Genomic DNA, 26,023 nt, shown 5'->3' with positions numbered 1-26,023 from the left:
GATGAAGACAGTGATGACACAAACAAAAATGGATTTTAAGCGGGCCTATTTAAGAAATCCCAGATTTGCTTTTTTCTCTTTATTAATGCCAATTGGTTTTTATCTCTTGTTTACAAAAGTGATGAATCAAGGTCTAGTGAGTGCAAGTTTCAATTTACAGTACATGGTTAGCATGACGACGTATAGTTTAATTCTCAGCAATGTTTTTACGTTATCGACGCTACTTTATAATGATATGAGAGAGGGTTTGTTAGCGTTGATTAACCTGTCGCCAACTAGCAAAGCGACCTATTACACGGCAAAGTTGCTTAATCTAGGCGTTATCAACGGCTTAACCATTATCGTTATTTTTGTGGTCGCAGCACTTAGTAATCAGCTCCAATTAGCATGGACAACATGGCTATTAACAGCGGGGTGGTTGTGGCTAGCAAGTTTGCCACTTTGTTTGCTGGGCATTAGCATTTCGTTTTTAAATGATGACAATCAAATTCAGTTGGCGGCGAATTTACTCGCATTTCCACTTGCGATTTTAAGTGGTCTTTGGTGGCCGTTAGCGATGATGCCTAAACAGGTACAAGTCATTGGCCGGCACTTACCGGTTTATCCAATCAATCAAATCGCGCAATCAATTGTCTTAAAAAAGACAGTTCACTTCGCAGATTATGGCGTAACGCTTGGTTGGACTGTGATATTAGTTGGGCTTGTCGTATACTTAAATCATTATCAAAAGGGAGCACGTCATTAATGTCTTTTTTTAAACGTTACATTGCAATGCCTCAACAATACGGTCTTTTTCCGTATGTTTGGTTACTCTTTTTATTTTTCCCAATCGCCTATGCGTTTCCGTTTAAAACATTGCGGCAACAGGTCATTATAGGTTTGGTACTTATTTTTGTGATCGCGTACCGCAATAGTTATGTTGCCACTACGTATCGACCGTTCTGGTTGTTGCTCCAAATGGTGGTGAGTGCGATTCTTGCGGTGATTGTTCAAGCGCTCTATCTCAGTATTTATACGGCCTGGGTGTTTGGCTCGATTCCGATGCGCCGGCGTAGTTTCTGGGGTTATTACGGAGCCTATCTACTTTCAATCTTGGTACCCACTCTTTTTCTTTACTATTATTATGGTGGTCAGATGGGGCGTGATGATTGGGTTGGCTTAGCCGTCTATGGCTTATTCTGCATTTTATCCCCATTTTCGGCAGGTTCAATTCAACGTTATAATCGCAAAAACCGGCAGTTAATGCAAACCAATCAACGATTGACGGAAATCATTAAACAAAATGAGCGCCAGCGAATTGCCCGTGATTTGCATGATAACTTAGGACAATCGTTTTCGATGATTACTTTAAAAGCGGAATATGCGCGTAAGTTATTGGCTAAAAAACCGGATGCGGTGCCTGAACAATTATTGGCAATTGAACAAGCGTCCCGCCAGAATTTAAAAATGGTGCGTGACATTGTGGCTGGCTTACGGCAAACGACAATTGCCGAAGAATTGATTAATCAAGAACGTAATCTTAGTGTAGCGGGCATCATCTTATTAACCAAGGATGAAAATCAAATTGAAGGCTTGCCACAATCAAACCAACAAGTATTAGCACAATGTTTACACGAAGCAGTGACTAATATTATTCGTTACAGTCACGCCACGGAGTGTTACGTGACGTTTGCGCAATCGGCAACGACTTTTCAGATGACGATTCAAGATAACGGCCGAGGCTTGAAAAAGGCTGACCAGTTTAAAAGTCATGGAATCGCAGGGATGCGTGAACGCTTGGAAGTGATTCAGGGTGAACTGACCGTTGACGGTCGCCATGGGACCACGTTAACACTGACAATGCCAATCGCCACGGAGGCAAAAAATGATTAAACTTTATTTAGCAGAAGATCAACAACTTTTAAACACGGCACTAGCCGGTATTTTAGAGCTAGAAGATGACCTAACAATGATCGGGACCGCTACAAATGGCCAAGTCGCCTTGGAACAGATTGCAACCTTACAACCGGATGTCGCTTTACTGGATATCGAGATGCCGGGGTTGACGGGACTTGAAATCGCTCGACGATTACATGAACAACAGCCACAGGTTAAGGTCATTATTTTAACGACCTTTGCTCAGACTAGTTATTTCAAACAGGCGATTAGCGCTGAAGTTGCTGGTTATCTCTTAAAAGACGGTCCCAGTGACGATTTAATCGTCGCGATTCACTCGGTGATGGCCGGCAAAACAGTCTACGCGCCAGAATTAGTGGTCGGCTTAACCAATCAACCGCAAAACCCACTTTCACAACGAGAAACCGATGTTTTGCAGGCAGTGGCCAATGGTTTGAGCAATAAAGAAGTCGCGAGTCAACTCTTCTTATCGGATGGGACCGTCCGTAATTACATGTCGACAATTCTCAGCAAACTAGCCGCCAGTAATCGGATTGAAGCAATCCAAATTGCGCGCCATAATGGTTGGTTATAACGGTCAGACTTTAAAATTGCATCGCAGTCGTTAATTGACTATGCTTGCAAGCATAAAGGAGGCGTTAATATGAGTTTAGAAAACTTGCATAAATGGGCATTTTTCTATTTTTCACCCGCATTTTCCCTGAACAAAATACCGTTATTAATCGCAATCAGGCTGGGACCTGTGAAATGATTACGGTCGGTTTTGATCCAAGCGCTAAAACGGATGGCTCGGTGATTGAACTTGCCTTACAATTGAAGGCAGAAGGGGTTCAGTTTATCGAACTTTGTGGTGGTTTTGGGCCAACTTGGACGACTAAAATTAATGAGGCCCTGAACTATGAAATACCGGTGGGCGCGGTTATGTACGGCCCTGAATTCCGCCAACCATTATTTGAAATCATGCAATAAAACGTTACCAAGTAGAGATTTATCTGAAAATAGCAGATAAGTCTCTTTTTTAAGCCTTTTTTATTAACTTTCTGTGTGCGGTCCGGTATAATTCACTTATAAATTGTAAGAATGAGGGATACGATGTTAAAGAAGCGACGAACATTCATAATCGGATTGGGGGCTGCACTATTATGTAGTCTGTTCTTGATCCTCAATGTTGCTAATGTGCAGGCCAAACAAGTTTTACAGTTGGGTGCACAGGCGCCGCTTGATACGATCGATATCTCGACTTCAACGGGTTACGGTCAAACTGGTAATATTTTCGAAAGTTTATACCGACTCGGCAAAAAAGGTAAAATTGAAGCTGGCTTAGCAAAGAGTAGTCAAGTTTCAGATGACGGTTTAACGTGGACTTTTAAAATTAGAAAAGCACAGTTTAGTAATGGTGATCCAATTCGGGCCCAAGATTTTGTTTATTCTTGGCAACGGACGATTAAACCAACGACTAAATCGCCTTACACGAACCTATTTAGTAATATCAAAAACGCCCCAGCGATTGCGGATGGCAAATTAGATCCGAAGCAATTAGGGGTCAAGGCTTTGGATAAACACACGTTACAAGTCACGTTAACCAAACCGGTTGCCTACATGAAGACCTTGATGGCTTACCCATTGTTTGCGCCACAAGATCAAAAGGTGATTGAAAAGTACGGTAAGAAATACGCAACAAAGTCAAAATACATGGTTTACTCGGGACCATTTACGCTTCAAGGCTGGTCCGGAACGAGTGAAGAATGGCAATTCAAGAAAAATCCGCGCTATTGGGATCATAAGAAAGTGAAGTTAAGTGCGGTTAAGTTTACGGTGTTGGAAAATACCAGCACAGCGTTATATCTCTATCAAGATGGGCGCTTGGATTTAACCCAACTCGATAATCAACAAGTTGAAAATTATAGTAGTAATCGCGATTTCAAGCGTTATCCTTACGCGCAAACTTACTTCTTAAAATATAATTTCAACAGTGACAATCAACAGGTCAAGCACATTTTGAACAATCAAGATGCGCGTTTGGCACTATCCTTAGCGATTAATCGGAAGACAATGAACAACCGCCTCTATGGCTTTAAAACAAATCCGGTCACGGGCTTTGTCGCCTCTGGGTTGGCCAACTCACCCGTTAAAAAGGTCGATTTTGTCAAATCACAAGCTGTGCCACACACGGTTGATTACGAACCAAAACTGGCCAAAGAATATTGGCAAAAGGCGCTAAAAGCAACCGGGATGAAGAAGGTGACACTCTCATTAACAGTTGATAGTGATGATCCGAATACATCTTATGTCAGCCAGTATTTAAAAGGGCAGTTGGAAGAAATTTTACCAGGCTTCCATCTCAACTTAAGAACGGTGCCTAGCCAAGTTGCAAGCAGTCGCGATCATGAGGGCGACTACGACATCCTATTATCCGCTTGGGGGGCCGATTTCAAAGATCCAATTTCATTCTTAGAAATCATGCTACCAGGGGCGGCCAATAATACCGGTGGCTTCAAGAATGCGGATTACCAAAAAAACGTTGATTTAGCCACGAATCAAGATGCTAATGATCCAAGTCAACGATGGGCTGATATGGTCGAAGCAGCACAAGTCTTGAACCGCACACAAAGCCTGACACCGTTATACCAAAACGAAACGGGTTATCTCCAAAATCCAAAGGTCAAAGGGATTATTCATAATACTGCTGGAACGCAGTGGAGTTATAAGACCGCGTATATTAAGGGGTAATAAGCCACCAAACAGATTATTATTGTTTCAAGTGGCGCTATGCTAAAGTAAGGGTATCCAATTTAGAAAGAGGGTATTTTAAATGGCAAAGCAATATGAAACAACGATGATTAATGAAGGTGGCCGAAACGGATTTGTTTACGATCCAGAAAAATCAACGAAGTATGTGATTAAAGCGCCTGGTACAGATAAAACTGGTAAGAGTACCAACCCGGAACAACTTTTTGCTGCCGGCTACAGTTCATGTTTTAACAGTGCCTTGGAACTCGTTTTGAGCCAGGATCAGATTAAAGCTGAAACGACGGTTAAAGCAACGGTTTCACTTTATAATGATGGCCCCGCAGATTTCTATATCGGGGTTGAACTTGTCGGTCATATTGAAGGCCTCTCACCAGAAGATACAAAGCTCTACCTCGAAAAAGCCCACGAAGTTTGCCCATATTCTAAAGCAACACGTGGCAATATCGACGTTAAAATTGATGTCATGTAAGTTAAATATAAAAGCGCCGCAACAATCAGAAATTTGATTGTTGCGGCGCTTTTTTATTTTTTAAATTAATGAGCCCTAGTGTTCATCTGTAACCAACTCTTCAAATTAACGCCAACAATGCACAGTACCAAGCCAATGATGATTGCACTATAACCAATTTGTTGACTGGCGATGATTGTCAGTATCAGCATAATGAGGCCCGCTAGCGAATAATAATAAGCATCAAGGGGATTGAATTTATGCATGAATAAAAACCTGCCTTATATCAATAGTGATTTAAGTATCACATGGTATAAGCCGTTCTTTCAATTGAGTGGGCAGAACTTCACTATTTTATAAACAAATCAGGCGCCTTTTTTTACTAGATTGCTTCAGGTATACTAAATAAAAATCGTTATGTGGGGTAACTAAGATGACTCAGAAAAAGAAATGGCCGGTATGGCTCAAAGTCGTGATGTGGATTGGGATAATTGGTGGTGGCTTTGCCGTGATGATTATGTTGAATCTAGCTTATTCAAAAGGGCTGACCGCAATTGCCCAGAGACTAGGTGTGCCTTATGGCTATTACCACCATATGCATCATGAGCGGCACCACTATGAAGAACAATATATGGCCAATGATTTCGACGAGGTGGGGTTAATCTTAGGCGTTTTAACGGTCTTAGGCGGCGTATACTTACTCTTCAGTTTACTAGAAAATCAGGAGAAAAAACGCAAGAAACATGCAATCAAACAACATAATAAGCGGCTTAATAAAGTAAAGAAACGTCACTAGTGACGTTTCTTTTTTTGATGCGCTTAAAAGAACAACTTATCGCAGTATTCAGACCACTTATCTAGAAGTGGAAGACAGACCAGCCACTTTGCCAGTAAACTAAGGTGATTGATAAGGAGGTTGCAGCGATGACATTACTGACAGCAACAGGGATTACAAAAAAATTTGGCACTAAAACTGCCGTTAAGCAGATTGATTTAACGGTTCAAACCGGCCAGCTAGTGGCTTTCTTAGGCCCCAATGGCGCGGGTAAATCAACCACGATTAATTTATTAACCGGTACGATTGCACCGACTGCCGGGACAATTGAGATGACAGGTTTCAAGCCGGATAATCGCCAATATCAAAAGCAGATTGGCGTTGTTTTTCAAAAAAGTGTTTTGGATAATCAGTTGACGGTTTGGCAAAATCTCAAAAGTCGTGCTGATATGTACCAAGGCGTCACTTTAACACCTGAAAGTGAATTGATTACCGCTTTTGGTTTAACGTCGATTCTTAAGCAAACTTACGGGACACTATCGGGCGGTCAGCGCCGGCGAGTTGATATTGCCCGGGCGTTGATTCATCAACCTAAACTACTTTTTTTGGATGAACCGTCTACTGGCTTGGACATTCAGACGAGAACTGTTATTTGGCAGACGTTAAACCAATTACGTCAGCAACAGGGCTTAACGATTATTCTGACGACGCCTTATTTAGAAGAAGCGGCTGAAGCTGATTTTGTCTATGTTATCGATCATGGTCAGATTATTGCGGCCGATACGGTTGAGCAGCTACAAGCAACCTATGCACAAAGTCAGTTGATGATTGAAACCGATTATCCTGAAGTTGTCTTAGCCCAATTAGCACCAGAATGGCGTGTCTTACAAACAAACCATCAATTACAGATTGCGCTACCCGATGATCAACAGGCAATCGCTTTATTAACAAAAGTGCAGTCGGTGATTACCCATTTTGAATTTCGCCAGGGCAATATGGATGATATTTTTATGGCACTAACAGGAAAGGAGATTCGCTAATGATGGCTTTAGTTAAACGGCACTTAGCGCTTTATTTCGGTAACAAAAGTGGGGTGTTCTTTTCATTATTGGGCGCGTTAATTGCGTTTGTATTGTACCTCGTTTTTTTGAAGCATAATATGCTAGCCAGTTGGTCACAATTAGCGGCTCCACAGAAGTTACTTGATCCCTGGTTAATCGGGGGGACGTTAGCTGTGACGGCGGTCACCACAACTGCCAATGGCTTGAATCAGATGATTGTCGATCGCGAATCGGGAATACTGGCCGATTTAGCATTAACTGATATGTCCTTCATCGGCATTCAGTTCAGCTACTTAGTAAGTGCCGTGATCATTGGTACCTTGATGCAGTTGGTTATGTTTGTAGCAATGGTTGGTTATTTTAACCTCACGGATCAATTTGTGTTGTCGCTAGCAGCAATCGTACCTGTTACGGGCATAATGTTATTGAGTAGCATTGTCTGGACGACGTTTAACGTACTAATTTTATCGTTTGTCACGAATCTGGATTCTCTAGGGAAAATCGGTACCATTTTAGGGACGTCCGCCGGCTTTTTTGCGGGGGTTTACTTACCAATTGGAGCTGTTCCGGTCGCCGCTCAAAATTTAATGAAAATCACGCCGTTTCCATATAATGCGGCTATCTATCGCCAAGTATTGATGGCTGATCAACTAAAAACGACTTTCAAACAGGTACCTCAATTACGTCATCAGTTTGAACAGACGTTAGGCATCGGCATTCAGTTGCAGCATTTAACCAGTTGGCAAGCAAATACCTTAATCTTAGTGGGCTTTAGTGTCGTCTTTGGCGCGCTCACACTGGTGTTTGCCAAGAGCAGTCGTCGCAAAGCAATCAATAAGGTATAATAAGCAGATAAAAGGTGGTGGGTGATTTGAAGGTTAATTTTGAACAAAATGAAGACTTGGCAGATGATGATATTCAAGTGACGGTTCAAGCTGCCCACCTTTCGCCGACGGTCATCGAATTGATTCAAGCGCTGGAAGCCCGCCAGCAATCGGTTGATGTTTATCCGATTACAGTTGATGAACGGGTCGTGTTAGTGCCAACTGCTGAGATTATCGCACTAGAGGTCTACGGTAATGATGTGACGCTCTACACGGTTAAGGCGACCTATCAAATTCGGGGTGTTTTGAAGAAGATACTCAGCAAATTAAACCAACAAGATTTCATTCAAGTTGCAAAAGGGGCTGCGATTAATTTGAACCATCTCCAATCGTTAGAGGCTGCTTTTTCTGGTAGTATGACGGCCTTTTTAACGAATCAGTTGAAGATGAGTGTGAGTCGTAAATACTTACCAGAGTTGCGACAACAATTAGGGATGTGAAAAAGATGCTGAAAGAAAGTTTAAAAAGTGCGGGGATTGGGTTATTGATTGGTTCATTTACTTTTTTAGTGGTCATCATGAGCCTCAATTCAACGATTACAATAACGCGTGCTAATATTCTAAGTAATTGGGTCATGAGTGCCTTGATTGGGATTATATCAATGATTTTTGATAGCGAAAAAATACCGTTCGCATGGGCGCTCTTTAGCCATTATTGTGGGGTTTTATTACTGGTTGGCTTAACCGGCATTTATAATGGCTTGTGGCCCATTTTTATAGCCCATCCAGTTCGCCATGTATTGTTCGTAACACTGATTTACGCTCTCGTTTGGCTGGGATTGCAAATTAGTAACTGGATTGATGTGCGCCGAATGAATGAAAAACTGGCTAAACGCCGACAAATGAAAAAATAAAAAAGAAACGCGACTAAAATAACGAATCTTGTGATTCATTGGTTAGTCGCGTTTTTAGTTTAAACTCTAGCGTATTTACGGGCATCAGAATAGTTAAAAAATTCAGCTTTGGACGTGCAGTCGCCACGATAAACACCATTCCAGCCGGCTCTTTGACCATAAGCACCTAGGTCGATTAATAATTGTTCTTCAGATTTATTGAGATGAATTTTACCAAAGCCAACACTATAAATATAATTTGAGAGGCGGTTGACTAACGCTTCAGGATTCTTGGCAGTTTCAAGTGTGAGATAGACCTGACTCAAAACATCGGTAATGTCGAGAAGTGCGTTTGATTTATCTGGATGAGCCATTAGGCTGTTGTAAAGTGTGTGAATATTTTCTTTGACCATTGATTGATTTGTCATGTAAATCCCTCCATGGATTAATATATTTCATACTCGTTATAGTGCTCAGACAATATTTTGTCAATCATGATTAGTCGCTAATTTGACCTGACTGGTAAAATTTAAAATGTGCATTACTGTATCGATAACGTTTAACGTTTGAAATGAGACGTTAATCTTTTTTTTGAATATTGGCCTAATAATAAGTCATAATGAACGGATAAGATACTTAGTTGGCCAATTAAAGTATTGATTACTGATTAGGAGGATGCCTTTTGAGCTTATTATTAAAACAAACCCAGGAATACCAAAGAATTCTTTCTTTGGTAATATCAATGATCATTATAGCGGCCGCCTATTTGAGTCACTCACAAGCGGCTTTAGGATTTCTAATCGTTTTTGGTGTTGCTAGTTTAGGGGAGCATTTCTTACTCTATTCATCGAATGTCGAAAACAGTTGGACAGGGAAAGTAGATTTAATGATTAAAATCATTGGTCTATTCTATGTCCTATATAAATTTGTTGGGTAGTTAAAAGTTGGAATAAAATCATTTATTCCAACTTTTTTAGTTGTTATCGACTGTTGGCGGATGTTAGTTATTTTTAATAAGATAAGCTTGTGAATTATGTATAATTTGATTAGACTAAGATTAGAAGAAAGTATGATGATGTTTAAAAAACTTTCAGAAAAAATAGGGGTATGGTGAAATTTTCTTCGTGTTAAACGTAGATTTGATTGCCATAAGATAGGTTGTTGGGACAAATGTTATATACGGATGTATGGGTTTCTTTTTTACAAAATTTCGTTGCAATTTTATTGATTTTTTTATTGTATAGATATGTTCAAAGAAAAATAACATTTAAACGCATCGTAATGGACGTGCTAATAACAGTTATTTTTTCAATACTATATCTGTTTATTTCAGATGCATCCTTACTCGTGATGGTATTAATCCGGTTGGGATGGCACTTTCATCAGCAGAAAGAAAATAAGATTAAAACAACAGATAGTGCCGATTTAATTCTGATTATTGTTATTCAGTTATTATTAGTTGCCATAGGGACGATTATTAGTCAGTTTAGCATGTCGATTATCAAACATGATTTTAGCGTCAAAATTTTGAGTAGCAATGCTACTGAAATTACATTATGGGGCATCTTCATTGCCGTTATACTGGATGGTTTATTTTTAATTTTATTGAAAAATAACCGTCCCAAGTTACAACGCTTAAATCAAGAAATTACAGAATTTTCATTGGAAAATCAATACTTCAGATTTACGTTCGGTCTATTTTTAGCGATACAAGTTGTATTGGCAATTGGAAATCTTCAAGGGATAACAGCAACGATATTATTAACCATTATTATCATTTTTGGTGTCCTCATCGGGATGACATTTTGGCAAGTGATGCTTTTTTTGAAGGCTTATTCGATTCGCCAAGAAGCCAACGACCAATTTGTCCGGAATCAACAACTTCAAGATTATCTAGTCAATATCGAACAACAATACACCGAATTACGGCGATTTAAGCATGATTATCAAAACATCTTATTATCGTTGGAAAGTTTTGCTGAAAAGGGCGATCAGCAACAATTTAAGGCCTATTATCAAGAACTATTAGCGCAACGGCCAATTCAAAGTGAAATTCAAGGGGCAGTCATTGCACAACTTGACTACTTGAAAAATGAGCCAATTCGAGGATTAGTCATTCAAAAGTTTTTGGCGGCCAAACAGGCTGGTGTCACCTTAAAATTTGAAATGACCGAGCCAATCGAATTACCAAGCGCTAATTTATTGACGGTTATTCGGATTATCGGTATTTTATTAGACAACGCTATTGAACAGGCTGTTCAAGAAACAGATAAATTAGTGAGTTGTGCCTTCTTACAATCTGAAGGCTTAATCGAAATCACGATTGAAAATACGGCCAGTCAAGTTAAGGATATCCAAGCATTTTCAGAGTTAGGTTATTCAACCAAAGGTGCTGGTCGGGGGACTGGTTTGGCTAACGTACAAGATTTGATTGCCAAACAAACCAATTTATTCTTAGAAACACAGATTGAAAATAGAAAGTTACGACAGACATTGATGATTACGGAGGAAACTTAATTTGTATCCCGTTTATTTATTAGAGGATGATTTACAGCAACAAGCGATTTATCAGCAAATTATCGCGAATACGATTATGATTAACGAATTTGCAATGACTTTAACATGCGCTGCCAGTGATACTGAGACATTGTTGGCGGCAATTAAGGACCAGCAACGAGGTTTATTCTTTTTGGATATGGAAATTGAGGATAACCGCCAAGCCGGTTTAGAAGTGGCGACTAAGATTCGGCAGATGATGCCGTTTGCGCAAATTGTCTTCATTACAACCCACGAGGAACTGACATTATTAACGTTAGAACGAAAAATAGCGCCCTTAGATTACATTCTCAAGGATCAGTCAATGGCTGAAATCAAAAGGCAATTGATTGATGATCTGTTGTTGGCTGAGAAGCAAAATGAAGCAGCAGCGTATCACCGAGAAAATTTATTTAGTTATAAAATCGGTCCTCGCTTTTTCTCATTACCATTAAAGGAAGTTGTTTATTTATATACTGAAAAAGAAAATCCGGGGCATATTAATTTGTTAGCCGTTACTAGAAAGGTTACCTTTCCAGGAAATTTAAATGCGCTGGAAGCCCAATATCCAATGCTCTTTCGGTGTGATAAAAGTTACTTAGTTAACCTATCTAATATTGCCAATTATGACAGTAAAACGCGTAGCTTAAGCTTTATCGATGGTAGTGAAGCAAAGGTTTCGTTTCGTAAATCACGAGAATTAGTAGCTAAATTAAAACAAATGATGTAACGCATATTAACGTTTAACCGATAAAGTTGAACGTTAATATTTTTTTTGCGCAGAAATGGTAAATTGAAGCATAATAGTTCTATAAATGGCAATTGAACTAGCCTGAAACAGGCCTATTCATAAATTAAGGAGAATATAAAAAATAGTGTTTCTTAAGAAAAGTAACGGGTTAATTATTATTTCAATTTTATTAATAATAGGTGGTATTGGTCTAATAATCATCTTAGGCAATGAAGATCGTTTTAGACTAGCGGATATAATGCTTATTATCGGGATGACCTTGTTTATTAATATTAAGTTCAAGGACCGTCATTAACGTGTTTGATAGACGTTTAAGATAAAAAATTAAACGGTGAAGTAAATATCATTAGAGAAGCATCTGAAGACTTTAGGGAGGGGAAGTTATGAAGAGATTATGCATATTAGTTTATCAAGGGCTGTCATTTCTGATTGATAATTTGGTTATCTTTAATAAGAAGGAACGGAATTTTGTGAAGAAGTTAAACAATAGAATCGATGAACTATCGATGAGCTGGCAAGTAGAACTTGATAGCTCATTTGGAAATATTAGTGATATTGAAGTCAAAGCACCGCAAGCCGTGTTATTAAAAAATGGCTTGCGATATTGTTTTAATACTGGCAGCTTCCCTGAAAATGATATCTATCAATTGGGAGCTTTAGAATTACAAGAAGGTGATATTGATGCCGTTATTTCTTTTTTGAAGCATTTAGATAGGTAGTTTGAATTTCTTTGATACACAATTATTTTATAAGGTATCAACTAGATACTTTATTAAAAAAATTAATATTTATATTTAAATGGAGGAGTGCATTAATAATGCGTTTAAAAAAGAATTTCTATAAATCATTAGATCTCTATATTGGTATTTGGGCCTTAATAACTAGTTTTACAGTATTCAATGAAACGATGTTTAGTGTTTCTTGGTGGTTGGATATTGTTGGTGTCATAATAGGGATTTCATTAATCGTATCAGGCTTATTTTTAGGCGATAAAGCTTAATTTTTGCGCCTTCGAAATAGTAATAAGAATACATACTAATACCGAATATTAACGTTTAACTGATAAAGTTGAACGTTAATATTTTTTTACTCGAAAATGGTAATTGGCAGCATAATAGTGTCATAAGGGAGTTGGTTATGTTGACAATTAATGATCAAGAACTATTCGATTTAATCGATGCAGCTTACAATGAAGATTTATCAAATCAACCACAAAAATATGAATACAAGGCAGCCTTATTAGCAGGTGCCAAGCGATTAATCGAAGGTGCAGATTCACTTAGTGTCTGTGTCGATATCTACAATGCTTATCATGAAAATTACATCGTATCGATAAGCTTACCGCGTGCTAATCGCAATTTATATGGTTACATTCATCATAAATTAGAAAAATTAGATCGAAAACGATTACGCGATTTGAATTTAGGTTATGGTTTAATTGCATCTTCAATAATGTTTGGCGGTATGCATTAAGAATGGGAGTTGGGTAATATGAAATGGTATTCAGGTGGTTCAGAACGTAGTGAACAAGCGATTACAATAATTAAGGCGTTATTAACGGATTTACAAGATGCTTCAAAAGGGCCTGCTTTACAAACTGTTTTAACGACTTATCAAGCAGAACTTGAAAGTAAAAAAGCAAGCGTGCCCTTGATCTTGAGTCGCTTAAATTTGGCAATTGCCAATGCGCTTCAAGAAGACGGTTTGACTTTATCAGCTGCGCAAGCTGAACAGGTCAAAGCACTAACGGCACTCTCTAACATTCGATATGGTTACTAACAGCATTTTTAAGGGGAATTGGAATGACATTTAATCACTTTTTTTATAAAGCAATTGATTTTTATTTCGGGCTCTATCTTTTATTTTCAAGCTGGTCGATTATTAATGCGAGTATCAGCACCATTTCATGGTGGTTTGACTTCTTCTGTATTGTGTTGGGTTTGTGGTTAATTATCGAAAATTTAATCACTAAGAAGGGCTGATGATGCTTGTCGAATTGGAGGAAAAAAGTTGGCTAGTGATCAAGGATTGCTGAACATTTTGCGGTTAATTGAAGTCGCCTTGAGTGACCCGCAAGTAGCGGCAGATTACCAATTAGCTGCTCATTTAAATAGGGGCGCAGCGGCTGTTAAAAGAGGGTATTTGGATAGTCAATGCCGCAATGACTATCAACAAGCAATCAATTATTTCCTGATGGTTAACGGCTTTAAGGTTTCACCGGCCCTGATCCAATTAATGTCGTTATAAAATACGGTACAACGATAAATATTTGAAAGTTAATAAGGGGTTGGGACAAAAATAACTTTTGTCCCAACCCCTTTAATGATTCGCTAAAAATGCGACGACTGAGCGCGTACTGAGTGTTGATAGTTCTAGTGCGCCAAGTTGGTAGATTTGGTTTTGATCAAAATCGTGCCGCTCAAATTGGTGCTGTAAGCCATTTTTTAGAATTAAGGCGTCTGGCTTTTTGGCCTTAATGGCCTGGCTGTCTCCAAAACTTTCATCTAGTGAAACGTGCCAATCCAATTGTTTGGCGGCAAGCGCGGTGTTTAAGTGCATGACAAATTCCTGCTCGTGGTGACTGCTAAAGTTGCTCCCAATAATTAAGGGAAGGGTTGTATAAACTAAAATGGCTTCTTTCATTGTGATATCTCCTTGTTTTATGACTATCATATGCTATTATACAACTATTGATAGCGCTTTATATACAAAAGGAGGTTTTGATAATGTTTGATAAAACGTATTTTGATTTCTTTAAGCATATGAGTTTAACAGGTGATGGCACCAGTTGGTATTTATTGGCGTTGAAGACGCCGTTAGAAGCAGCATCAGTCATTGAACGGCTCCAAGGGCAGTTCGACCAAATTCGTTTATATGGTGAAGGTTATAGTATTCGAAGCAGTTTGGGACAAGCAAAGGTGATTGAACTAATTGAACAATCTTTAAATTTAAAAGTTGAGCAAGACTTCCAATTAGTCAGTCTTTCGCAGTTTAATGCGATTGGACGTTAAATGTCGATAATAATGAGAAGCTGCTAATTACCATATGAAAACGTTCTAATAAACTCGGGATTCCCTTTGACAAGTGGGCCAAAGAGGACTACATTTAAATTGTGAATGATAGTACAAAAGGCACTAATATTCATGTTCAGGATTAATCAATATGGAAGAGGTGGCCATTATGGCAACAAATAATTTAGTTTTGAAGACAGCTGACATTTGTGATATTCGTGATATTGAAGAGGCGCGGGCAACAATCAAACCTTACATCCGGGAAACACCATTAATTCAATCGATGTTTTTAAGCCGGAATGTCGCTAAGGGCAATGTTTATCTGAAATTAGAAAACATGCAATTAACAGGCTCGTTCAAATTTAGAGGTGCCAATAACAAAATTAATCATTTAACTGAAGAACAACGTCAACGTGGGATTGTAACAGCATCAGCTGGTAACCATGCACAAGGTGTCGCATTAACCGCTAAGTTATTGGGAATTGATGCAACAGTTGTTATGCCAGAAGAAGCCCCAATTGCTAAACAAGAAGCAACGGCTGGCTACGGTGCTAACGTTGTCTTACACGGTGCAACTTTTAACGATGCACGTTTATACATGGAACAATTAGCAGAAGAAAAAGGCATGACAATCGTTCATCCTTACGATGATCGTGAAGTCATGGCTGGCCAAGGCACAATTGGTCTTGAAATCTTAGATGAAATTTGGAATGTCGACACAGTAATTATCCCTGTTGGTGGGGGCGGTTTGATTTCAGGTGTGGCAACAGCTTTGAAATCTTTTAACCCATCAATTCACATTATCGGGGTTCAATCTGAAAATGTGCATGGGATGGCTGCTTCAATCGATGCTGGCAAAATTACAAGTCACCATGATGACTTCACATTAGCAGATGGTACAGATGTTGCTATTCCAGGAGACTTAACTTACCCAGTTGTTCAAAACCTAGTAGACGAATTCATCTTAGTCACTGAAGACGAAATCGCAATGGCAATGACTGACTTGATGCAACGGACTAAGATTGTCACAGAAGGTGCTGGTGCATTACCAACAGCTGCCTTATTAAGTGGCAAGATTGATCCTAAGTGGCTTGAAGATAAGAACATTGTTGCGATGGTTTCAGGCGGTAATGTTGATTTAACACGGGTTTCAGGGATTATTGAACACCTCTTCAAACCAGCAGACACAAGCAAGGGTGTTGTTGGTTAGTTCATTCAAAAAAGGTATCGCGAATTTTCGCGATACCTTTTTTTGACGTTTATCGAGCAATTATTGACGTTCATTAAAATTGACCAACAGCTAAAACAGATTATGGCATACTAATCTTAAATCGAAAAATTAGGTGGTTTGAAATGGTTACTATGAAGCGCGTCTGTTATTTCATTTTTTTAGTTTTATTAACCAGTGTGATCTATGTTGAAGAATTATTAGGGGTTAGCAATCATTATCTAGCCCAGCATGAAATGCGGTTTATCGTGTTTGATTTAATCATGTGGGGGCTTTTATTGGCCTTGTTACTGGTTATTTATCGTCGCTTGTCAAAAGCTAACGGGCCAGAAGTAGCGGTCCCAGTGATTAAGAAGCTTGGGATTATATTGCTCATGCTAGCAGCGAGTTACTTGTTAAACTGGTTTGATCAACAGTGGAATCCACTAGCGTTACCACAAAATCAGGTGGTGATTGATCAGCGGATGCAGGCAGCGCCTTATTTAACAACAATCGGTAATGGCTTAATCGCACCAACAATTGAAGAGCTATTATTTAGAGGGCTCTTTTTCAATTTCTTTTTCCTGAAGAAAACAGGGTTTAATGGTTTCTTGAAGATCATTGTATCAGGGCTGATATTTGGCAGCATGCATGAATTAGCAATTAATTATAATTGGTTGATTTATTGCGCGATGGGCTGGATTCTAGGTGCCACTTATTACTGGACGAAGGATTTGAAATGTTCAATGATTCTGCATGCGGTGATTAATTTGCTTTAGCTAATCGGTTAGCCCGCATTTGGAGCAGTTTTGAAGTTGTTGCCAACGAAATCGTGGTGAGGATAATGAAGAAGGTCATTGGTAATAATGGCGCTGGCATTTGAGCACCTGAAAATTTCAGGATAATCGTGGTTAGCGTCGTGAAAGTCGATAGGATATTCAGGATTAATAATGAAAGTTCATAATGACCATCTTGTTTAGAAAGAATGTGGCCTGAGTATAAAACGCCAACAGCAAGAATAATATATAAGAAGTAAAAGCCCCCAAATAAAACAATGAAGCCACTAGGTGATTCCTTGGCCATTTTGAGAATCGTTTGGTCAGTAAAAACCGTGATAATTGTGGTGAGAATTTGGTAGGCAATATAGAGGGTTACGAGGTAGATTAGTGTCGGAATATTCCGCTTTAATTTTTGTTTGAGCAATTACTTAGTCTCCAATCGAAGTTTTTGGTACTGTTAGTTTAGCATGTGATTAACGGTAAACGCTATAAAAAGAATGGCGGCGTAACCGAATTCATTTGTAATAATTATTATCTGCGTTATAATTAAGTTGTACAAAATAGACAAGGAGTGATCAGTGTGAAAATTATTGTTGTCGGTTCATCCCATGGTGGGTTCGAAACAGTTCAAGAAAGTTTACTAGATTATCCGGATGCAACAATCCAATGGTACGAACAGGGCGATTTTCTATCGTTCTTATCCTGCGGGATGCAACTCTATTTAGAAGGAACAGTCAAGAATGTTGACGATGTTAGCTATGCAACGCCAGAAGGCATGCGTGCTAAAGGTGTCGACGTTCGTTTACAACAAGCTATTACAGCCATTAACGCTGACCAACATACGGTTCAGGTTAAGGATTTAAAAAATAACACAACTCGTGAAGAAAGTTACGATAAGCTCGTCTTAAGTGTCGGGGCTGTGCCATTTGAACTTCCCGTTGCTGGTCGCGATTTAGCTAACGTTTATGCAATGCGCGGGCGTGATTGGGCGATTAAGCTCAAGGCCAAAACGGTTGATCCAACTGTGAAAAACGTTGTTGTCATTGGTTCAGGCTATATCGGTATCGAAGCTGCTGAAGTCTTTGCCAAAGCTGGTAAAAACGTGACAGTTGTTGATGTCTTACCACGTCTATTGAGTTTATACCTCGATCAAGAATTTACAGATGAATTAACAACTGAAATGCAAGCCCATAATATTTATCCAGCAGTCGGTCAATCTGTTAAGGAATACCGCGGTGCTGACGGTAAAGTGACTAAGGTTGTGACGGATCAAGCCGAATATGATGCCGATTTAGTTATCGAAGCTGCTGGCATTCGTCCAAATACAGCTTGGTTGAAAGATGTGCTTGATTTAGACCGTAGTGGTCGGATTAAGATCAATGAATATCTACAAACGAGTCAACCTGATATCTTTGCGGTGGGGGATGCAACGGTTGTTAAATATGCACCTACTGGCGAAGAAATCCCAATCGCTTTAGCAACAAATGCCCGCCGTCAAGGTCGCTACGCTGCTAAAAACTTGGTCACAGCTGACCAACCAGTGCCAGCTGTTTCCGGTTCGTCAGCCTTAAGTGTTTTCGATTATCACTTTGCTTCAACGGGGATTAAAGAAGGGACTGCTGATAAGTCAGGGGTTAAGACACAATCCGTCGTTGTTACAGAAACTTATCGTCCTCATTTCGTCCCAGCTGACGAAAACCCAGAAGTTAAATTCAAATTAACATTCGATCCTGAAACAGGCCGGATTTTAGGCGCACAAATCATGTCTAAAGCAGACGTCACAGCTAATATCAACGCTATCTCATTAGCCATCCAAGGCAAGATGACGGTTGACGATTTAGCTTACGCTGACTTCTTCTTCCAACCTGGTTTCGACCGGCCTTGGAACATCATGAACGTTGCCGCTCAAAAGGCACAACGTTTGATGCATTAGTAAAAGCGAAGCGCGTGTGTCACCAGTTGGATATCTCCTGAGGATTAATATTAGACTATCAAAAAGGTGTTGCGGTGAAATTAATTTTTGCCGAGATACCTTTTTTATTTTGCCAAATGACAGCGTATAATAGAAGGAAAGTGACGGGAGTAAACAAAATGTCGATAGCTTATTTAATCGTTATCACACTGCTTTATATTGTGCTTTACATTGGTACTCGTAGACGGGGAAACCAGGAATTGATTAATGTCCTAATAATATGGCAAGTCCTGATTATCGTTAATATTATTTTTGACACAATTGGACATGAACAAAGTATCGATGGCTTATACAAGGCGGTTTATCCGATGGCACTGTCGTTCTTTTGTTATTTGGGGAAAGATATGTTTAAGAAGAAGTAGGGAGCTGAATTGAGTGTGCGAGCAAAAGGTAATTCTGAAACACATTTGTTACACGCCATTGGTTTATGAACGGATTAATAAAAAATTAGCTGCTAGATTAACCCATCAGCAAATTGAAGCATTGCTGATTAAAACGATTGAAACAGCAAGCCAAATTGAGCGGCGAGGTAAGAATTTTTATGTCGTTAATAGTGAGCAACAGATTCAAGTAACCGTAAATGCTAATAACTATCGTGTTATTACGGTTGACCGGTTAAAATGAGGGGGATTAATAAATGGTGTCTAATTTATGGCGTGCTTTTAAAACTGCCTTTTTCTTTTTAAGCACAATAGTGATTGCAAAAATTATTTTTAAGTGGACAGCTTTTCGTGAGTACTATGCAAGTGGGAGCGCGGAATTAGGCGGAATGGGTATTAGTATGATTTTTCTAGGTGTTTATCTGGTGCTGTTATTATTATTGACCTTGCTTATTTTCGCTTATCTACAGGTAAAACAATTATTTAAAAAATAGGATATAAAAAACGACCAGTTAACTGGTCGTTTTTTGTGTTTAGAGCATTGGTAAAATAATGGTTGTCCATAGCCAGGACAGCGGCATGATGACAATCATCGCCGGTATCATATCCGCGGTCGGAAACATTTTTAGCTGGACCATTCTAAAGCCAGTTGCGAGCATCAAAACACCACCAGCGGCCTTAAAGTCAAAAATCATTGAAGGGGTTGTGAGGGGGGTAGATTAAGTGTGCTGCGAAGAATAGGGCAATAAAGATCACGAATTGCGGAATGGCAATTAATGAAACGACAAAGCCTAAGTTTGCGGCGAAAATAGCGGCCGTAAAGAAATCTAGAATCGATTTAGAAATTAGAATCGTGGCATCGCCATTCATCCCTTCAGTTAAAGAACCATAAATCCCAGTACCACTGGCACAGAATAAGACAATGACGGTAACCAGGGTTGCATCAAATGTTTGCCGATCCAAGCCAGTTGGTGCATTGATGAAGCGCGAGATGAATTTTTGCATTTGTGCGGCACCCCGATTAATCCAGTCGCCTAGGTGAATCAATAAGCCGAAGCCAGTCCCGATAATAATGGCAAAAATCACGGCCGCCATGTTTTTCATCGGTGCAATGGCATAAATCCCCATGGTCATTGAGCAAACCCCAAAGGCCATATTGAGTCCATCTTTAAAGTTGGCGGACATCTTTTTACCGCCCAAAGCGCCAAAAATACCGCCTAATAAGACGGATAGGGCATTAATCATAATTCCAATTGGCATAATAGCCTCCCATAGATAATTAGTAGGTAAATCAATATTTACCAGTTTACTGGTTTAAAAAAGGCGGAACAATTCCAATTTTGTGCTAAAATATTCCAAATATGAATACGTTGGAGGAAAGCGAATGGATACTCGAAAATTGGCAACATTTATCGACTTAGCGCAAACGTGTAATTATAGTCGAACAGCTGAAAACATCTTTTCAACTCAGGCCACGGTCTCAAAATATATCATGGCGCTTGAAAAAGACTGGGGGGTCACGTTATTTACGCGTGACCACAGAACGGTAACGTTGACGAAGGCGGGCGCGGCCATTTTACCGGATGTTAAAACTTTAATTCAAGCGGAGCAACGGTTATTACAAACCATCGATCAGCAGATTAATCAAACGGACCCAACATTGGTGATTAAGGGTATTCCAACGATTTCGCGCTACCAAGCTTTTCAGTTAATTTTTCAATTTAATCAGCAACATCCAGAAATTAACCTCAAGTTCAGTGAGGCAGAGACAAATCAATTGATGGCGTCCTTAGACGATGGCCGGGCGGATATCGTATTTACTAGGCTATTTGAAAAACCACGGGCTGAATATACGGTTTTAGGCGAGGAGCGGGATTATTTTGTCGCCTTGATGGCGCGTGATAATCCACTCGCACAGCAGACCGCATTGACCGTTCAAGATTTAGCCCACGAGCCTTTTCTACTATTGGATGGGGCGACAAACGTCTTAGCGCCGGTGATGCAGACCCTCGAGCAAGCCGGTGTGGCACCGCAAATCGTCTATGAAGGCCGGCGAGTTGATTTAATTTTGGAGATGCTGAATCAAAAAATGGGCGTTTCAATCATGATGAACCATTCTTTTGACCTAGCGGGTTACGAAAACGTGGTTGCCGTCCCGATTCATCCCAAACAATACAGTCAGTTAGCCTTTATTAAACGCCAAGCAAATCAATCAGAGTCAGTGCGTTTATTCTGGCAATTTATTCAGGAAAATTAGAAAACGCATCTATTCCAATTTAGAATAGATGCGTTTTTAGTTTGAATTGTTCGCCTGCGCGCTTTGTTTAATAATGGTTGTATTCAATACGCCAAGGAGGCTTATTTATGAGTGAACAACCTTATGATTTACGTAAAGTATTGGCTGAAATCAAAGATTTACCAGGCCAATATCATGAAACGGATGTTGAAATTGATCCCAATGCTGATTTAGCGGGTGTCTATCGTTATATTGGTGCTGGCGGGACAGTCATGCGGCCAACAACCGAAGGCCCAACAATGATGTTTAATAATGTTAAAGGCTTCCCTGGAAGTCGTGTTTTAATTGGCTTGCAAGCTTCACGCCAACGGGTCGCAACGATTTTACATCATGACTACAAAACGCTGGGTCAAATGTTAAACGAAGCGGTAACCAAACCAGTTGCCCCCGTCGAAGTGACACGCGAACAAGCACCAGCACAAGAAGTCGTTCATTTAGCGAGCGATGCTGATTTTGATATCCGCAAATTATTAGCAGCACCAACCAATACGGAAGACGATGCTGGTCCATACATCACAATGGGTGTCGTGTATGGTCATAGCGTGGATCACCAACAAAGCGACGTTACGATTCACCGAATGGTTCTTGAAGATAAAGATACAATTGGGATGTATATCATGCCCGGTGGTCGCCATATCGGTGCGTTCTTAAAAGAATATGAAGCAATCAACGAACCAATGCCAATTACCATTAACATTGGTTTGGACCCAGCGATTACCATTGGGGCTACTTTTGAACCACCTACAACGCCACTTGGTTATAATGAACTCCAAATTGCCGGTGCTTTAAGAAATGAAGCCGTTCAAGTAGTGCCTGGTGTCGCTGTTGATGCCTTAGGGATTGCCCGTGCTGAATGGATTATCGAAGCCGAAATTTTACCAAACCAATCAATGCAAGAAGATATTAATACGAATTCTGGGTATGCGATGCCAGAATTCCCTGGTTATAACGGCTCAGCAAATCCTGCCGTGAATGTGATTAAAGTTAAAGCGGTCACTCATCGTCAAGATAATCCAATTGTTCAAACAACAATTGGTCCTTCAGAAGAACACGTTTCGATGGCCGGTATTCCAACTGAAGCATCAATTTTGAGCTTAGTGGAGCGCGCTATTCCAGGTAAAGTATTGAACGTCTATAACGCCCCTGCTGGTGGTGGGAAATTAATGACTATCATGCAAATTCATAAGGATAACGAAGCCGATGAAGGGATTCAAAGACAAGCAGCATTGCTCGCCTTTTCTGCCTTCAAAGAATTAAAGACGGTCATCTTAGTGGATGAAGATGTTGATATCTTCGATTGGAACGACGTGATGTGGACCATCAATACACGGTTCCAAGCCGATCGGGACATCATGGTCTTAGAAGGTTTACGGAATCATCCATTAGATCCATCTGAATTACCAGAATACGATCCAGCTCGGATTCGTGTGCGTGGGATGAGTTCTAAGTTAGTATTAGACGGGACTTTCCCATATGACATGCAAAAGAGTTTCAAGCGTGCGCAATTTAAAGAAATCGCAGATTGGCAAAAATATTTAAATTAATTAGAAGAAAAGGGGAATAATATGCGTAAAATAGTCGTCGGTATTTCGGGTGCCAGTGGGACAATTTATGGGATTCGTTTGCTAGAGGCATTACACCAAGTGCCGGATGTTGAAACACATCTGGTCATGAGTCGCTGGGCCAAAGAAAATTTAGCCATCGAAAAAACTGGGTACACTGAAAAGCAAGTCGTGGCGCTAGCTGATTTTGTCCATCCAGAGCAAAATATGGGCGCAACAATTGCCAGCGGTAGTTTCAAACACGATGGGATGGTGATTGTACCCACTAGCATGAAAACTTTAGCTTCGATTGCAACCGGTCTGGGCGAAAACTTGATTGCCAGAGCTGCCGATGTTACTTTGAAAGAACGACGACCATTAATTATTGTGCCCCGTGAATCTCCTTTTAATCAGATTCACCTTGAAAATATGTTGAAGTTGGCCCAAATGGGTGTGGCGATTGTACCGCCGATTCCAGCTTTTTATAATCAACCACAAACGATAGATGATATCGTCAATCATACGGTAATGAAATTATTGGATCAACTGCATATCGAGACCAACCTTGGTTCACGTTGGGAGGGGTTAGCTAATGCACGTCAAAACGCTCGCTAGTACCGAACAAACCGTACAATTTGCGGTCACTGAAACGGATTATACAATGCACTTAAAATTAGAGCGCCAAACGTCTGATTTATTAATTCAGATTATCGGTGGCGACGTGCCCCATTACGGCGTCATCACGACGGTCGATAAAACGGGTAAGGCATTGACCACGGCACTTCCTAGCCGCCCAGGACATGTCCATCAAGAAAAAGTATTAATTGATCAGGTTTTAAAAACTGTTAAGCCACTGATTACGAATAATGCGGTCTTAGTGTCTGGGATGCACGTCAATGAGATTACACCGGCGCAAATGCGCGCGGCAATGCTAATGGCACATGAACTAGGAGTCGCTTTAGCCAAATGGTTAAAAGCACATCCAGATCAAACCCAAGTGGTTACCTATGCTAAATAAAAAAAGTCATCATTTTAATGATGACTTTTTTTATTATCCAATACCCATCACATAAAATGCTAATTTATCGGCGTAATGCGGTTTTATGTGTTGGTTTTGGGCTTGTTCAACTGCTTTGAGATTATCGGTGATCACGCCATCCGCACCAAAATACATCATCCGTTGGACTGCTTGTTGATCATTGGGTGTCCAAACAAAGACGGCTTTCTTTTCTTGATGCGCCGCTTGAATGAAGTGCCGGTTGACCGTCGTCATTTCAACCGCGTAGAAATCGGCGTGTGAAATGGGTGGCCCGATGAAATTAAAGGGCAGGATATAACCGGTTTGAATTTGCGGTGCTGCTTTTTTGACATCTTTCACCACTTGCCAGTTCAAGGACTGCACCATGTGATCGTGAGTTTCAATGTTAGTTTGGTATTTGGCTAGGAATTTTTGCACTAAGCCTGGATTATCGGTAGTTGGTGTTTTAATTTCAATCAAGAGTTTTTGATGGCGTTGGTTGGCGAGTGCGAGATAGTCATCAAAAGACGCGATTGGTGCGGTGCGCTTATGTTCGCGCACTGTCATATTGGTGAGTTGCGCCAGTGTTTTTGATTGCGGTGTGCCTGAATGACCAGTTAACGGTGCCAGCTGAAAGTCATGAAAGACAACGAATTGATGATCTTTGGTCAGTTGGACATCCATTTCCACGTAGTTGGGTTTTAAGCGGTGCGTTTGGTTGAGCGCAGTGAGTGAATTTTGAACGCCATTTTTTTGAGAGACACCGCGGTGTGAGATGCTGATTGGTTGTTGAATTGATACGGCGTGAAGGTAATCCCAATTGTAAAAGCCGGCACCAATTAAAGTAACCGTTGCTACTAGCAATAATAAGCCGCTATTGAGGGGGACACTCAGTTTGAGACTAGAATAGTTGATTGTGGGCTGATTAAATTGTGAATCGGATAGTAGATAATCAACCAGTACGAAGAAGATGGCGACAGTTGAGAGGACCAGGTTAATGAGGACCACCACTTGTAAAAGTGTCATGAGTAGAACTGCACTTTGGAAACCGACGCTGGTGTGGGTTTCAATGAACGCCTGAAGCTGAATTAATAAGAAGAAACTAACGGCTGTAAAACCAACGAGGCCCCCAACGATGAGTAACAACCGGCCAACTAGAGTTACCAATTGGTGGTGCGTAAAGTGCCAGCTTGTATGTAGCGCTTTTTTTAACGACATTTGTTGAAGAATGATATTTGGGAGGGTGAAGATGAGGCGCAAACCAATATATAACAAGCTCAGATAAATGAGGAGCCCCAAAACGGCAATCAGCCGTCGATTGGTGATGATGTAATCTAAAATAAAGGCCGGCAATTTAAATTTTGTCAATAAATCGGAGTGATAACCCAAACCGCCCAATGGGATAATTAGGATGTAATAATATAAGAAGAAAAAAATGGTACCGATGCGCAGATGCGTAATTTGGGCGACCGTCATCTTAAGTAATGCTTGCAGGGCCAGTGGTCGTTTAATCTGAATAAAATACACACTTAATAGTAGAAATGTGAATTCGAAGAAGGCCAGTAATAAAATCAGTAGTGCAATTCCCACGAGCGCTAGAAGCGCGAAGGGGTGCTGGTGAATAAGTACGGGCAGATTGCTCAACGCTAAAAACTGAATCTGGTAATGTACTAAAATGAAGTAGCTGGCTTTACTTAAAAGCGGTAGGCAAATTAAAAGTAAAAAGCCATGCATTAATAAAACACTCCGAAAATAAGCTTGGCTTTGTTTTAAAAACGTAAAGGTATTTAAAAATAACTTTTTAAAATATTGCATTAAATAGAAGCTCCTCAATAGAAACGTTTATAAGGACTATTGTACAACAAAAGAAGGGTTGAGTAACAATC

Annotated in this window: 35 protein-coding genes and 1 pseudogene; 30 read left to right on the top strand and 6 right to left on the bottom strand. The window is 40.0% G+C overall.

The window, feature by feature from the left end; translation table 11 throughout:
• The first annotated feature begins 1 nt into the window (after window position 1).
• The 6 genes from LEUCM_RS09355 to LEUCM_RS09330 all read left to right on the top strand — a co-directional run bounded on the left by LEUCM_RS09355 (window position 2) and on the right by LEUCM_RS09330 (window position 5,116).
• Entirely contained in the window at window positions 2-745 is a 744-nt protein-coding gene (locus tag LEUCM_RS09355) for an ABC transporter permease (RefSeq protein ID WP_025015939.1), read from the top strand.
• A complete protein-coding gene (locus LEUCM_RS09350; protein WP_025015938.1) occupies window positions 745-1,872 on the top strand; it encodes a sensor histidine kinase in 1,128 nt (375 codons plus the stop codon). Before LEUCM_RS09355 ends, LEUCM_RS09350 begins: the two co-directional genes overlap by 1 nt.
• Window positions 1,865-2,470: a response regulator transcription factor gene (locus tag LEUCM_RS09345; protein ID WP_025015937.1), complete on the top strand. Its 606-nt coding sequence runs from the start codon at window positions 1,865-1,867 to the stop codon at window positions 2,468-2,470. The genes LEUCM_RS09350 and LEUCM_RS09345 overlap by 8 nt, the downstream gene beginning before the upstream one ends.
• Before the next feature lie 92 nt (window positions 2,471-2,562).
• The gene (locus tag LEUCM_RS09340) at window positions 2,563-2,865 is read left to right on the top strand and encodes a DUF6506 family protein (protein WP_235803805.1); all 303 of its coding nucleotides are present in this window, start codon (window positions 2,563-2,565) and stop codon (window positions 2,863-2,865) included.
• 123 nt (window positions 2,866-2,988) lie between these two features.
• The gene (locus LEUCM_RS09335; RefSeq protein WP_025015935.1) at window positions 2,989-4,626 is read left to right on the top strand and encodes a peptide ABC transporter substrate-binding protein; all 1,638 of its coding nucleotides are present in this window, start codon (window positions 2,989-2,991) and stop codon (window positions 4,624-4,626) included.
• 82 nt (window positions 4,627-4,708) lie between these two features.
• On the top strand, window positions 4,709-5,116 hold the full coding sequence (locus tag LEUCM_RS09330; protein ID WP_025015934.1) for an organic hydroperoxide resistance protein: 408 nt from the start codon (window positions 4,709-4,711) through the stop codon (window positions 5,114-5,116).
• A gap of 65 nt (window positions 5,117-5,181) precedes the next feature.
• On the opposite strand, the gene LEUCM_RS09325 is transcribed toward LEUCM_RS09330, so the two are convergent.
• Entirely contained in the window at window positions 5,182-5,361 is a 180-nt protein-coding gene (locus LEUCM_RS09325) for a hypothetical protein (protein ID WP_035146478.1), read from the bottom strand.
• Window positions 5,362-5,528: 167 nt separating this feature from the next.
• On the opposite strand from LEUCM_RS09325, the gene LEUCM_RS09320 reads away from it, so the two are divergent.
• The 5 genes from LEUCM_RS09320 (at window position 5,529) to LEUCM_RS09300 (ending at window position 8,668) form a co-directional block, all read left to right on the top strand.
• Window positions 5,529-5,891 carry a hypothetical protein gene (locus tag LEUCM_RS09320; protein WP_025015932.1) on the top strand — a complete coding sequence of 121 codons (363 nt, stop codon included), beginning with the start codon at window positions 5,529-5,531 and terminating at the stop codon, window positions 5,889-5,891.
• A gap of 128 nt (window positions 5,892-6,019) precedes the next feature.
• Window positions 6,020-6,910: an ABC transporter ATP-binding protein gene (locus LEUCM_RS09315; protein WP_025015931.1), complete on the top strand. Its 891-nt coding sequence runs from the start codon at window positions 6,020-6,022 to the stop codon at window positions 6,908-6,910.
• Window positions 6,910-7,776, top strand: coding sequence for an ABC transporter permease (locus LEUCM_RS09310; RefSeq protein ID WP_025015930.1), 867 nt, complete (start codon window positions 6,910-6,912; stop codon window positions 7,774-7,776). The genes LEUCM_RS09315 and LEUCM_RS09310 overlap by 1 nt, the downstream gene beginning before the upstream one ends.
• Window positions 7,777-7,802: 26 nt before the next feature.
• Window positions 7,803-8,255: a LytTR family DNA-binding domain-containing protein gene (locus tag LEUCM_RS09305; RefSeq protein ID WP_025015929.1), complete on the top strand. Its 453-nt coding sequence runs from the start codon at window positions 7,803-7,805 to the stop codon at window positions 8,253-8,255.
• A 5-nt stretch (window positions 8,256-8,260) separates the two neighbouring features.
• On the top strand, window positions 8,261-8,668 hold the full coding sequence (locus LEUCM_RS09300; protein WP_035146481.1) for a DUF3021 domain-containing protein: 408 nt from the start codon (window positions 8,261-8,263) through the stop codon (window positions 8,666-8,668).
• 59 nt (window positions 8,669-8,727) lie between these two features.
• Here LEUCM_RS09300 and LEUCM_RS09295 read toward each other — a convergent pair whose 3' ends face one another.
• Window positions 8,728-9,075, bottom strand: coding sequence for a bacteriocin immunity protein (locus LEUCM_RS09295; RefSeq protein WP_025015927.1), 348 nt, complete (start codon window positions 9,073-9,075; stop codon window positions 8,728-8,730).
• Between the two features lie 254 nt (window positions 9,076-9,329).
• Between LEUCM_RS09295 and LEUCM_RS09290 the strand changes: the two genes are divergently transcribed.
• From LEUCM_RS09290 to LEUCM_RS09250, 8 genes are all read left to right on the top strand, one after another.
• On the top strand, window positions 9,330-9,584 hold the full coding sequence (locus tag LEUCM_RS09290; RefSeq protein WP_025015926.1) for a hypothetical protein: 255 nt from the start codon (window positions 9,330-9,332) through the stop codon (window positions 9,582-9,584).
• A 413-nt stretch (window positions 9,585-9,997) separates the two neighbouring features.
• Window positions 9,998-11,164, top strand: coding sequence for a sensor histidine kinase (locus LEUCM_RS09285; protein ID WP_035148484.1), 1,167 nt, complete (start codon window positions 9,998-10,000; stop codon window positions 11,162-11,164).
• Between the two features lies 1 nt (window position 11,165).
• Window positions 11,166-11,912: a response regulator transcription factor gene (locus LEUCM_RS09280; RefSeq protein WP_011374269.1), complete on the top strand. Its 747-nt coding sequence runs from the start codon at window positions 11,166-11,168 to the stop codon at window positions 11,910-11,912.
• A 404-nt stretch (window positions 11,913-12,316) separates the two neighbouring features.
• Window positions 12,317-12,652, top strand: a complete 336-nt coding sequence (locus tag LEUCM_RS09275) for a hypothetical protein (protein ID WP_025015924.1) — start codon at window positions 12,317-12,319, stop codon at window positions 12,650-12,652.
• Between the two features lie 98 nt (window positions 12,653-12,750).
• A complete protein-coding gene (locus LEUCM_RS09270; RefSeq protein ID WP_016264785.1) occupies window positions 12,751-12,933 on the top strand; it encodes a hypothetical protein in 183 nt (60 codons plus the stop codon).
• Window positions 12,934-13,070: 137 nt separating this feature from the next.
• A complete protein-coding gene (locus LEUCM_RS09265; RefSeq protein ID WP_235803807.1) occupies window positions 13,071-13,406 on the top strand; it encodes a bacteriocin immunity family protein in 336 nt (111 codons plus the stop codon).
• A gap of 18 nt (window positions 13,407-13,424) precedes the next feature.
• Entirely contained in the window at window positions 13,425-13,712 is a 288-nt protein-coding gene (locus LEUCM_RS09260; protein ID WP_082267673.1) for a bacteriocin immunity protein, read from the top strand.
• 231 nt (window positions 13,713-13,943) lie between these two features.
• Window positions 13,944-14,180 carry a hypothetical protein gene (locus LEUCM_RS09250; RefSeq protein WP_025015920.1) on the top strand — a complete coding sequence of 79 codons (237 nt, stop codon included), beginning with the start codon at window positions 13,944-13,946 and terminating at the stop codon, window positions 14,178-14,180.
• A gap of 72 nt (window positions 14,181-14,252) precedes the next feature.
• On the opposite strand, the gene LEUCM_RS09245 is transcribed toward LEUCM_RS09250, so the two are convergent.
• Window positions 14,253-14,576: a hypothetical protein gene (locus LEUCM_RS09245; RefSeq protein WP_011374279.1), complete on the bottom strand. Its 324-nt coding sequence runs from the start codon at window positions 14,574-14,576 to the stop codon at window positions 14,253-14,255.
• A gap of 83 nt (window positions 14,577-14,659) precedes the next feature.
• Between LEUCM_RS09245 and LEUCM_RS09240 the strand changes: the two genes are divergently transcribed.
• The 3 genes from LEUCM_RS09240 to LEUCM_RS09230 all read left to right on the top strand — a co-directional run bounded on the left by LEUCM_RS09240 (window position 14,660) and on the right by LEUCM_RS09230 (window position 16,930).
• Window positions 14,660-14,944, top strand: coding sequence for a hypothetical protein (locus tag LEUCM_RS09240; RefSeq protein WP_011374280.1), 285 nt, complete (start codon window positions 14,660-14,662; stop codon window positions 14,942-14,944).
• Window positions 14,945-15,113: 169 nt separating this feature from the next.
• Window positions 15,114-16,154, top strand: coding sequence for a bifunctional threonine ammonia-lyase/L-serine ammonia-lyase TdcB (tdcB, locus tag LEUCM_RS09235; RefSeq protein ID WP_011374281.1), 1,041 nt, complete (start codon window positions 15,114-15,116; stop codon window positions 16,152-16,154).
• A 143-nt stretch (window positions 16,155-16,297) separates the two neighbouring features.
• Window positions 16,298-16,930, top strand: coding sequence for a CPBP family intramembrane glutamic endopeptidase (locus LEUCM_RS09230; protein WP_025015919.1), 633 nt, complete (start codon window positions 16,298-16,300; stop codon window positions 16,928-16,930).
• Here LEUCM_RS09230 and LEUCM_RS09225 read toward each other — a convergent pair.
• Window positions 16,917-17,354, bottom strand: a complete 438-nt coding sequence (locus LEUCM_RS09225; RefSeq protein ID WP_025015918.1) for a hypothetical protein — start codon at window positions 17,352-17,354, stop codon at window positions 16,917-16,919. The genes LEUCM_RS09230 and LEUCM_RS09225 overlap by 14 nt on opposite strands.
• A gap of 156 nt (window positions 17,355-17,510) precedes the next feature.
• On the opposite strand from LEUCM_RS09225, the gene LEUCM_RS09220 reads away from it, so the two are divergent.
• From LEUCM_RS09220 to LEUCM_RS09205, 4 genes are all read left to right on the top strand, one after another.
• On the top strand, window positions 17,511-18,863 hold the full coding sequence (locus LEUCM_RS09220) for an FAD-dependent oxidoreductase (protein ID WP_011374284.1): 1,353 nt from the start codon (window positions 17,511-17,513) through the stop codon (window positions 18,861-18,863).
• Between the two features lie 158 nt (window positions 18,864-19,021).
• Window positions 19,022-19,264, top strand: a complete 243-nt coding sequence (locus LEUCM_RS09215; RefSeq protein ID WP_056936388.1) for a hypothetical protein — start codon at window positions 19,022-19,024, stop codon at window positions 19,262-19,264.
• A gap of 13 nt (window positions 19,265-19,277) precedes the next feature.
• On the top strand, window positions 19,278-19,526 hold the full coding sequence (locus LEUCM_RS09210) for a DUF3781 domain-containing protein (RefSeq protein ID WP_025015916.1): 249 nt from the start codon (window positions 19,278-19,280) through the stop codon (window positions 19,524-19,526).
• A gap of 13 nt (window positions 19,527-19,539) precedes the next feature.
• Window positions 19,540-19,776, top strand: a complete 237-nt coding sequence (locus LEUCM_RS09205) for a hypothetical protein (RefSeq protein ID WP_025015915.1) — start codon at window positions 19,540-19,542, stop codon at window positions 19,774-19,776.
• A 39-nt stretch (window positions 19,777-19,815) separates the two neighbouring features.
• Here the strand turns inward: LEUCM_RS09205 and LEUCM_RS09200 are convergent.
• Window positions 19,816-20,542 (bottom strand): annotated as a pseudogene (locus tag LEUCM_RS09200) (DUF554 domain-containing protein).
• Between the two features lie 124 nt (window positions 20,543-20,666).
• Between LEUCM_RS09200 and LEUCM_RS09195 the strand changes: the two are divergent.
• From LEUCM_RS09195 to lpdD, 4 genes are all read left to right on the top strand, one after another.
• Window positions 20,667-21,539 carry a LysR family transcriptional regulator gene (locus tag LEUCM_RS09195; protein WP_035146524.1) on the top strand — a complete coding sequence of 291 codons (873 nt, stop codon included), beginning with the start codon at window positions 20,667-20,669 and terminating at the stop codon, window positions 21,537-21,539.
• 107 nt (window positions 21,540-21,646) lie between these two features.
• On the top strand, window positions 21,647-23,122 hold the full coding sequence (locus LEUCM_RS09190; protein ID WP_025015913.1) for a UbiD family decarboxylase: 1,476 nt from the start codon (window positions 21,647-21,649) through the stop codon (window positions 23,120-23,122).
• A gap of 21 nt (window positions 23,123-23,143) precedes the next feature.
• The gene (locus LEUCM_RS09185) at window positions 23,144-23,734 is read left to right on the top strand and encodes a UbiX family flavin prenyltransferase (protein WP_016264798.1); all 591 of its coding nucleotides are present in this window, start codon (window positions 23,144-23,146) and stop codon (window positions 23,732-23,734) included.
• Window positions 23,712-24,137: a prenylated flavin chaperone LpdD gene (lpdD, locus tag LEUCM_RS09180; RefSeq protein WP_025015912.1), complete on the top strand. Its 426-nt coding sequence runs from the start codon at window positions 23,712-23,714 to the stop codon at window positions 24,135-24,137. The genes LEUCM_RS09185 and lpdD overlap by 23 nt, the downstream gene beginning before the upstream one ends.
• Window positions 24,138-24,170: 33 nt before the next feature.
• Here the strand turns inward: lpdD and LEUCM_RS09175 are convergent, their stop codons facing one another.
• On the bottom strand, window positions 24,171-25,952 hold the full coding sequence (locus tag LEUCM_RS09175; protein ID WP_025015911.1) for a glycerophosphodiester phosphodiesterase: 1,782 nt from the start codon (window positions 25,950-25,952) through the stop codon (window positions 24,171-24,173).
• Window positions 25,953-26,023: the final 71 nt, after the last annotated feature.

The organism is Latilactobacillus sakei subsp. sakei DSM 20017 = JCM 1157, from assembly GCF_002370355.1.
GTDB classification, from domain to species: domain Bacteria; phylum Bacillota; class Bacilli; order Lactobacillales; family Lactobacillaceae; genus Latilactobacillus; species Latilactobacillus sakei.
Note: the sequence above shows the minus strand (reverse complement) of the source record. Positions and strands in the feature narration are given on the sequence as shown.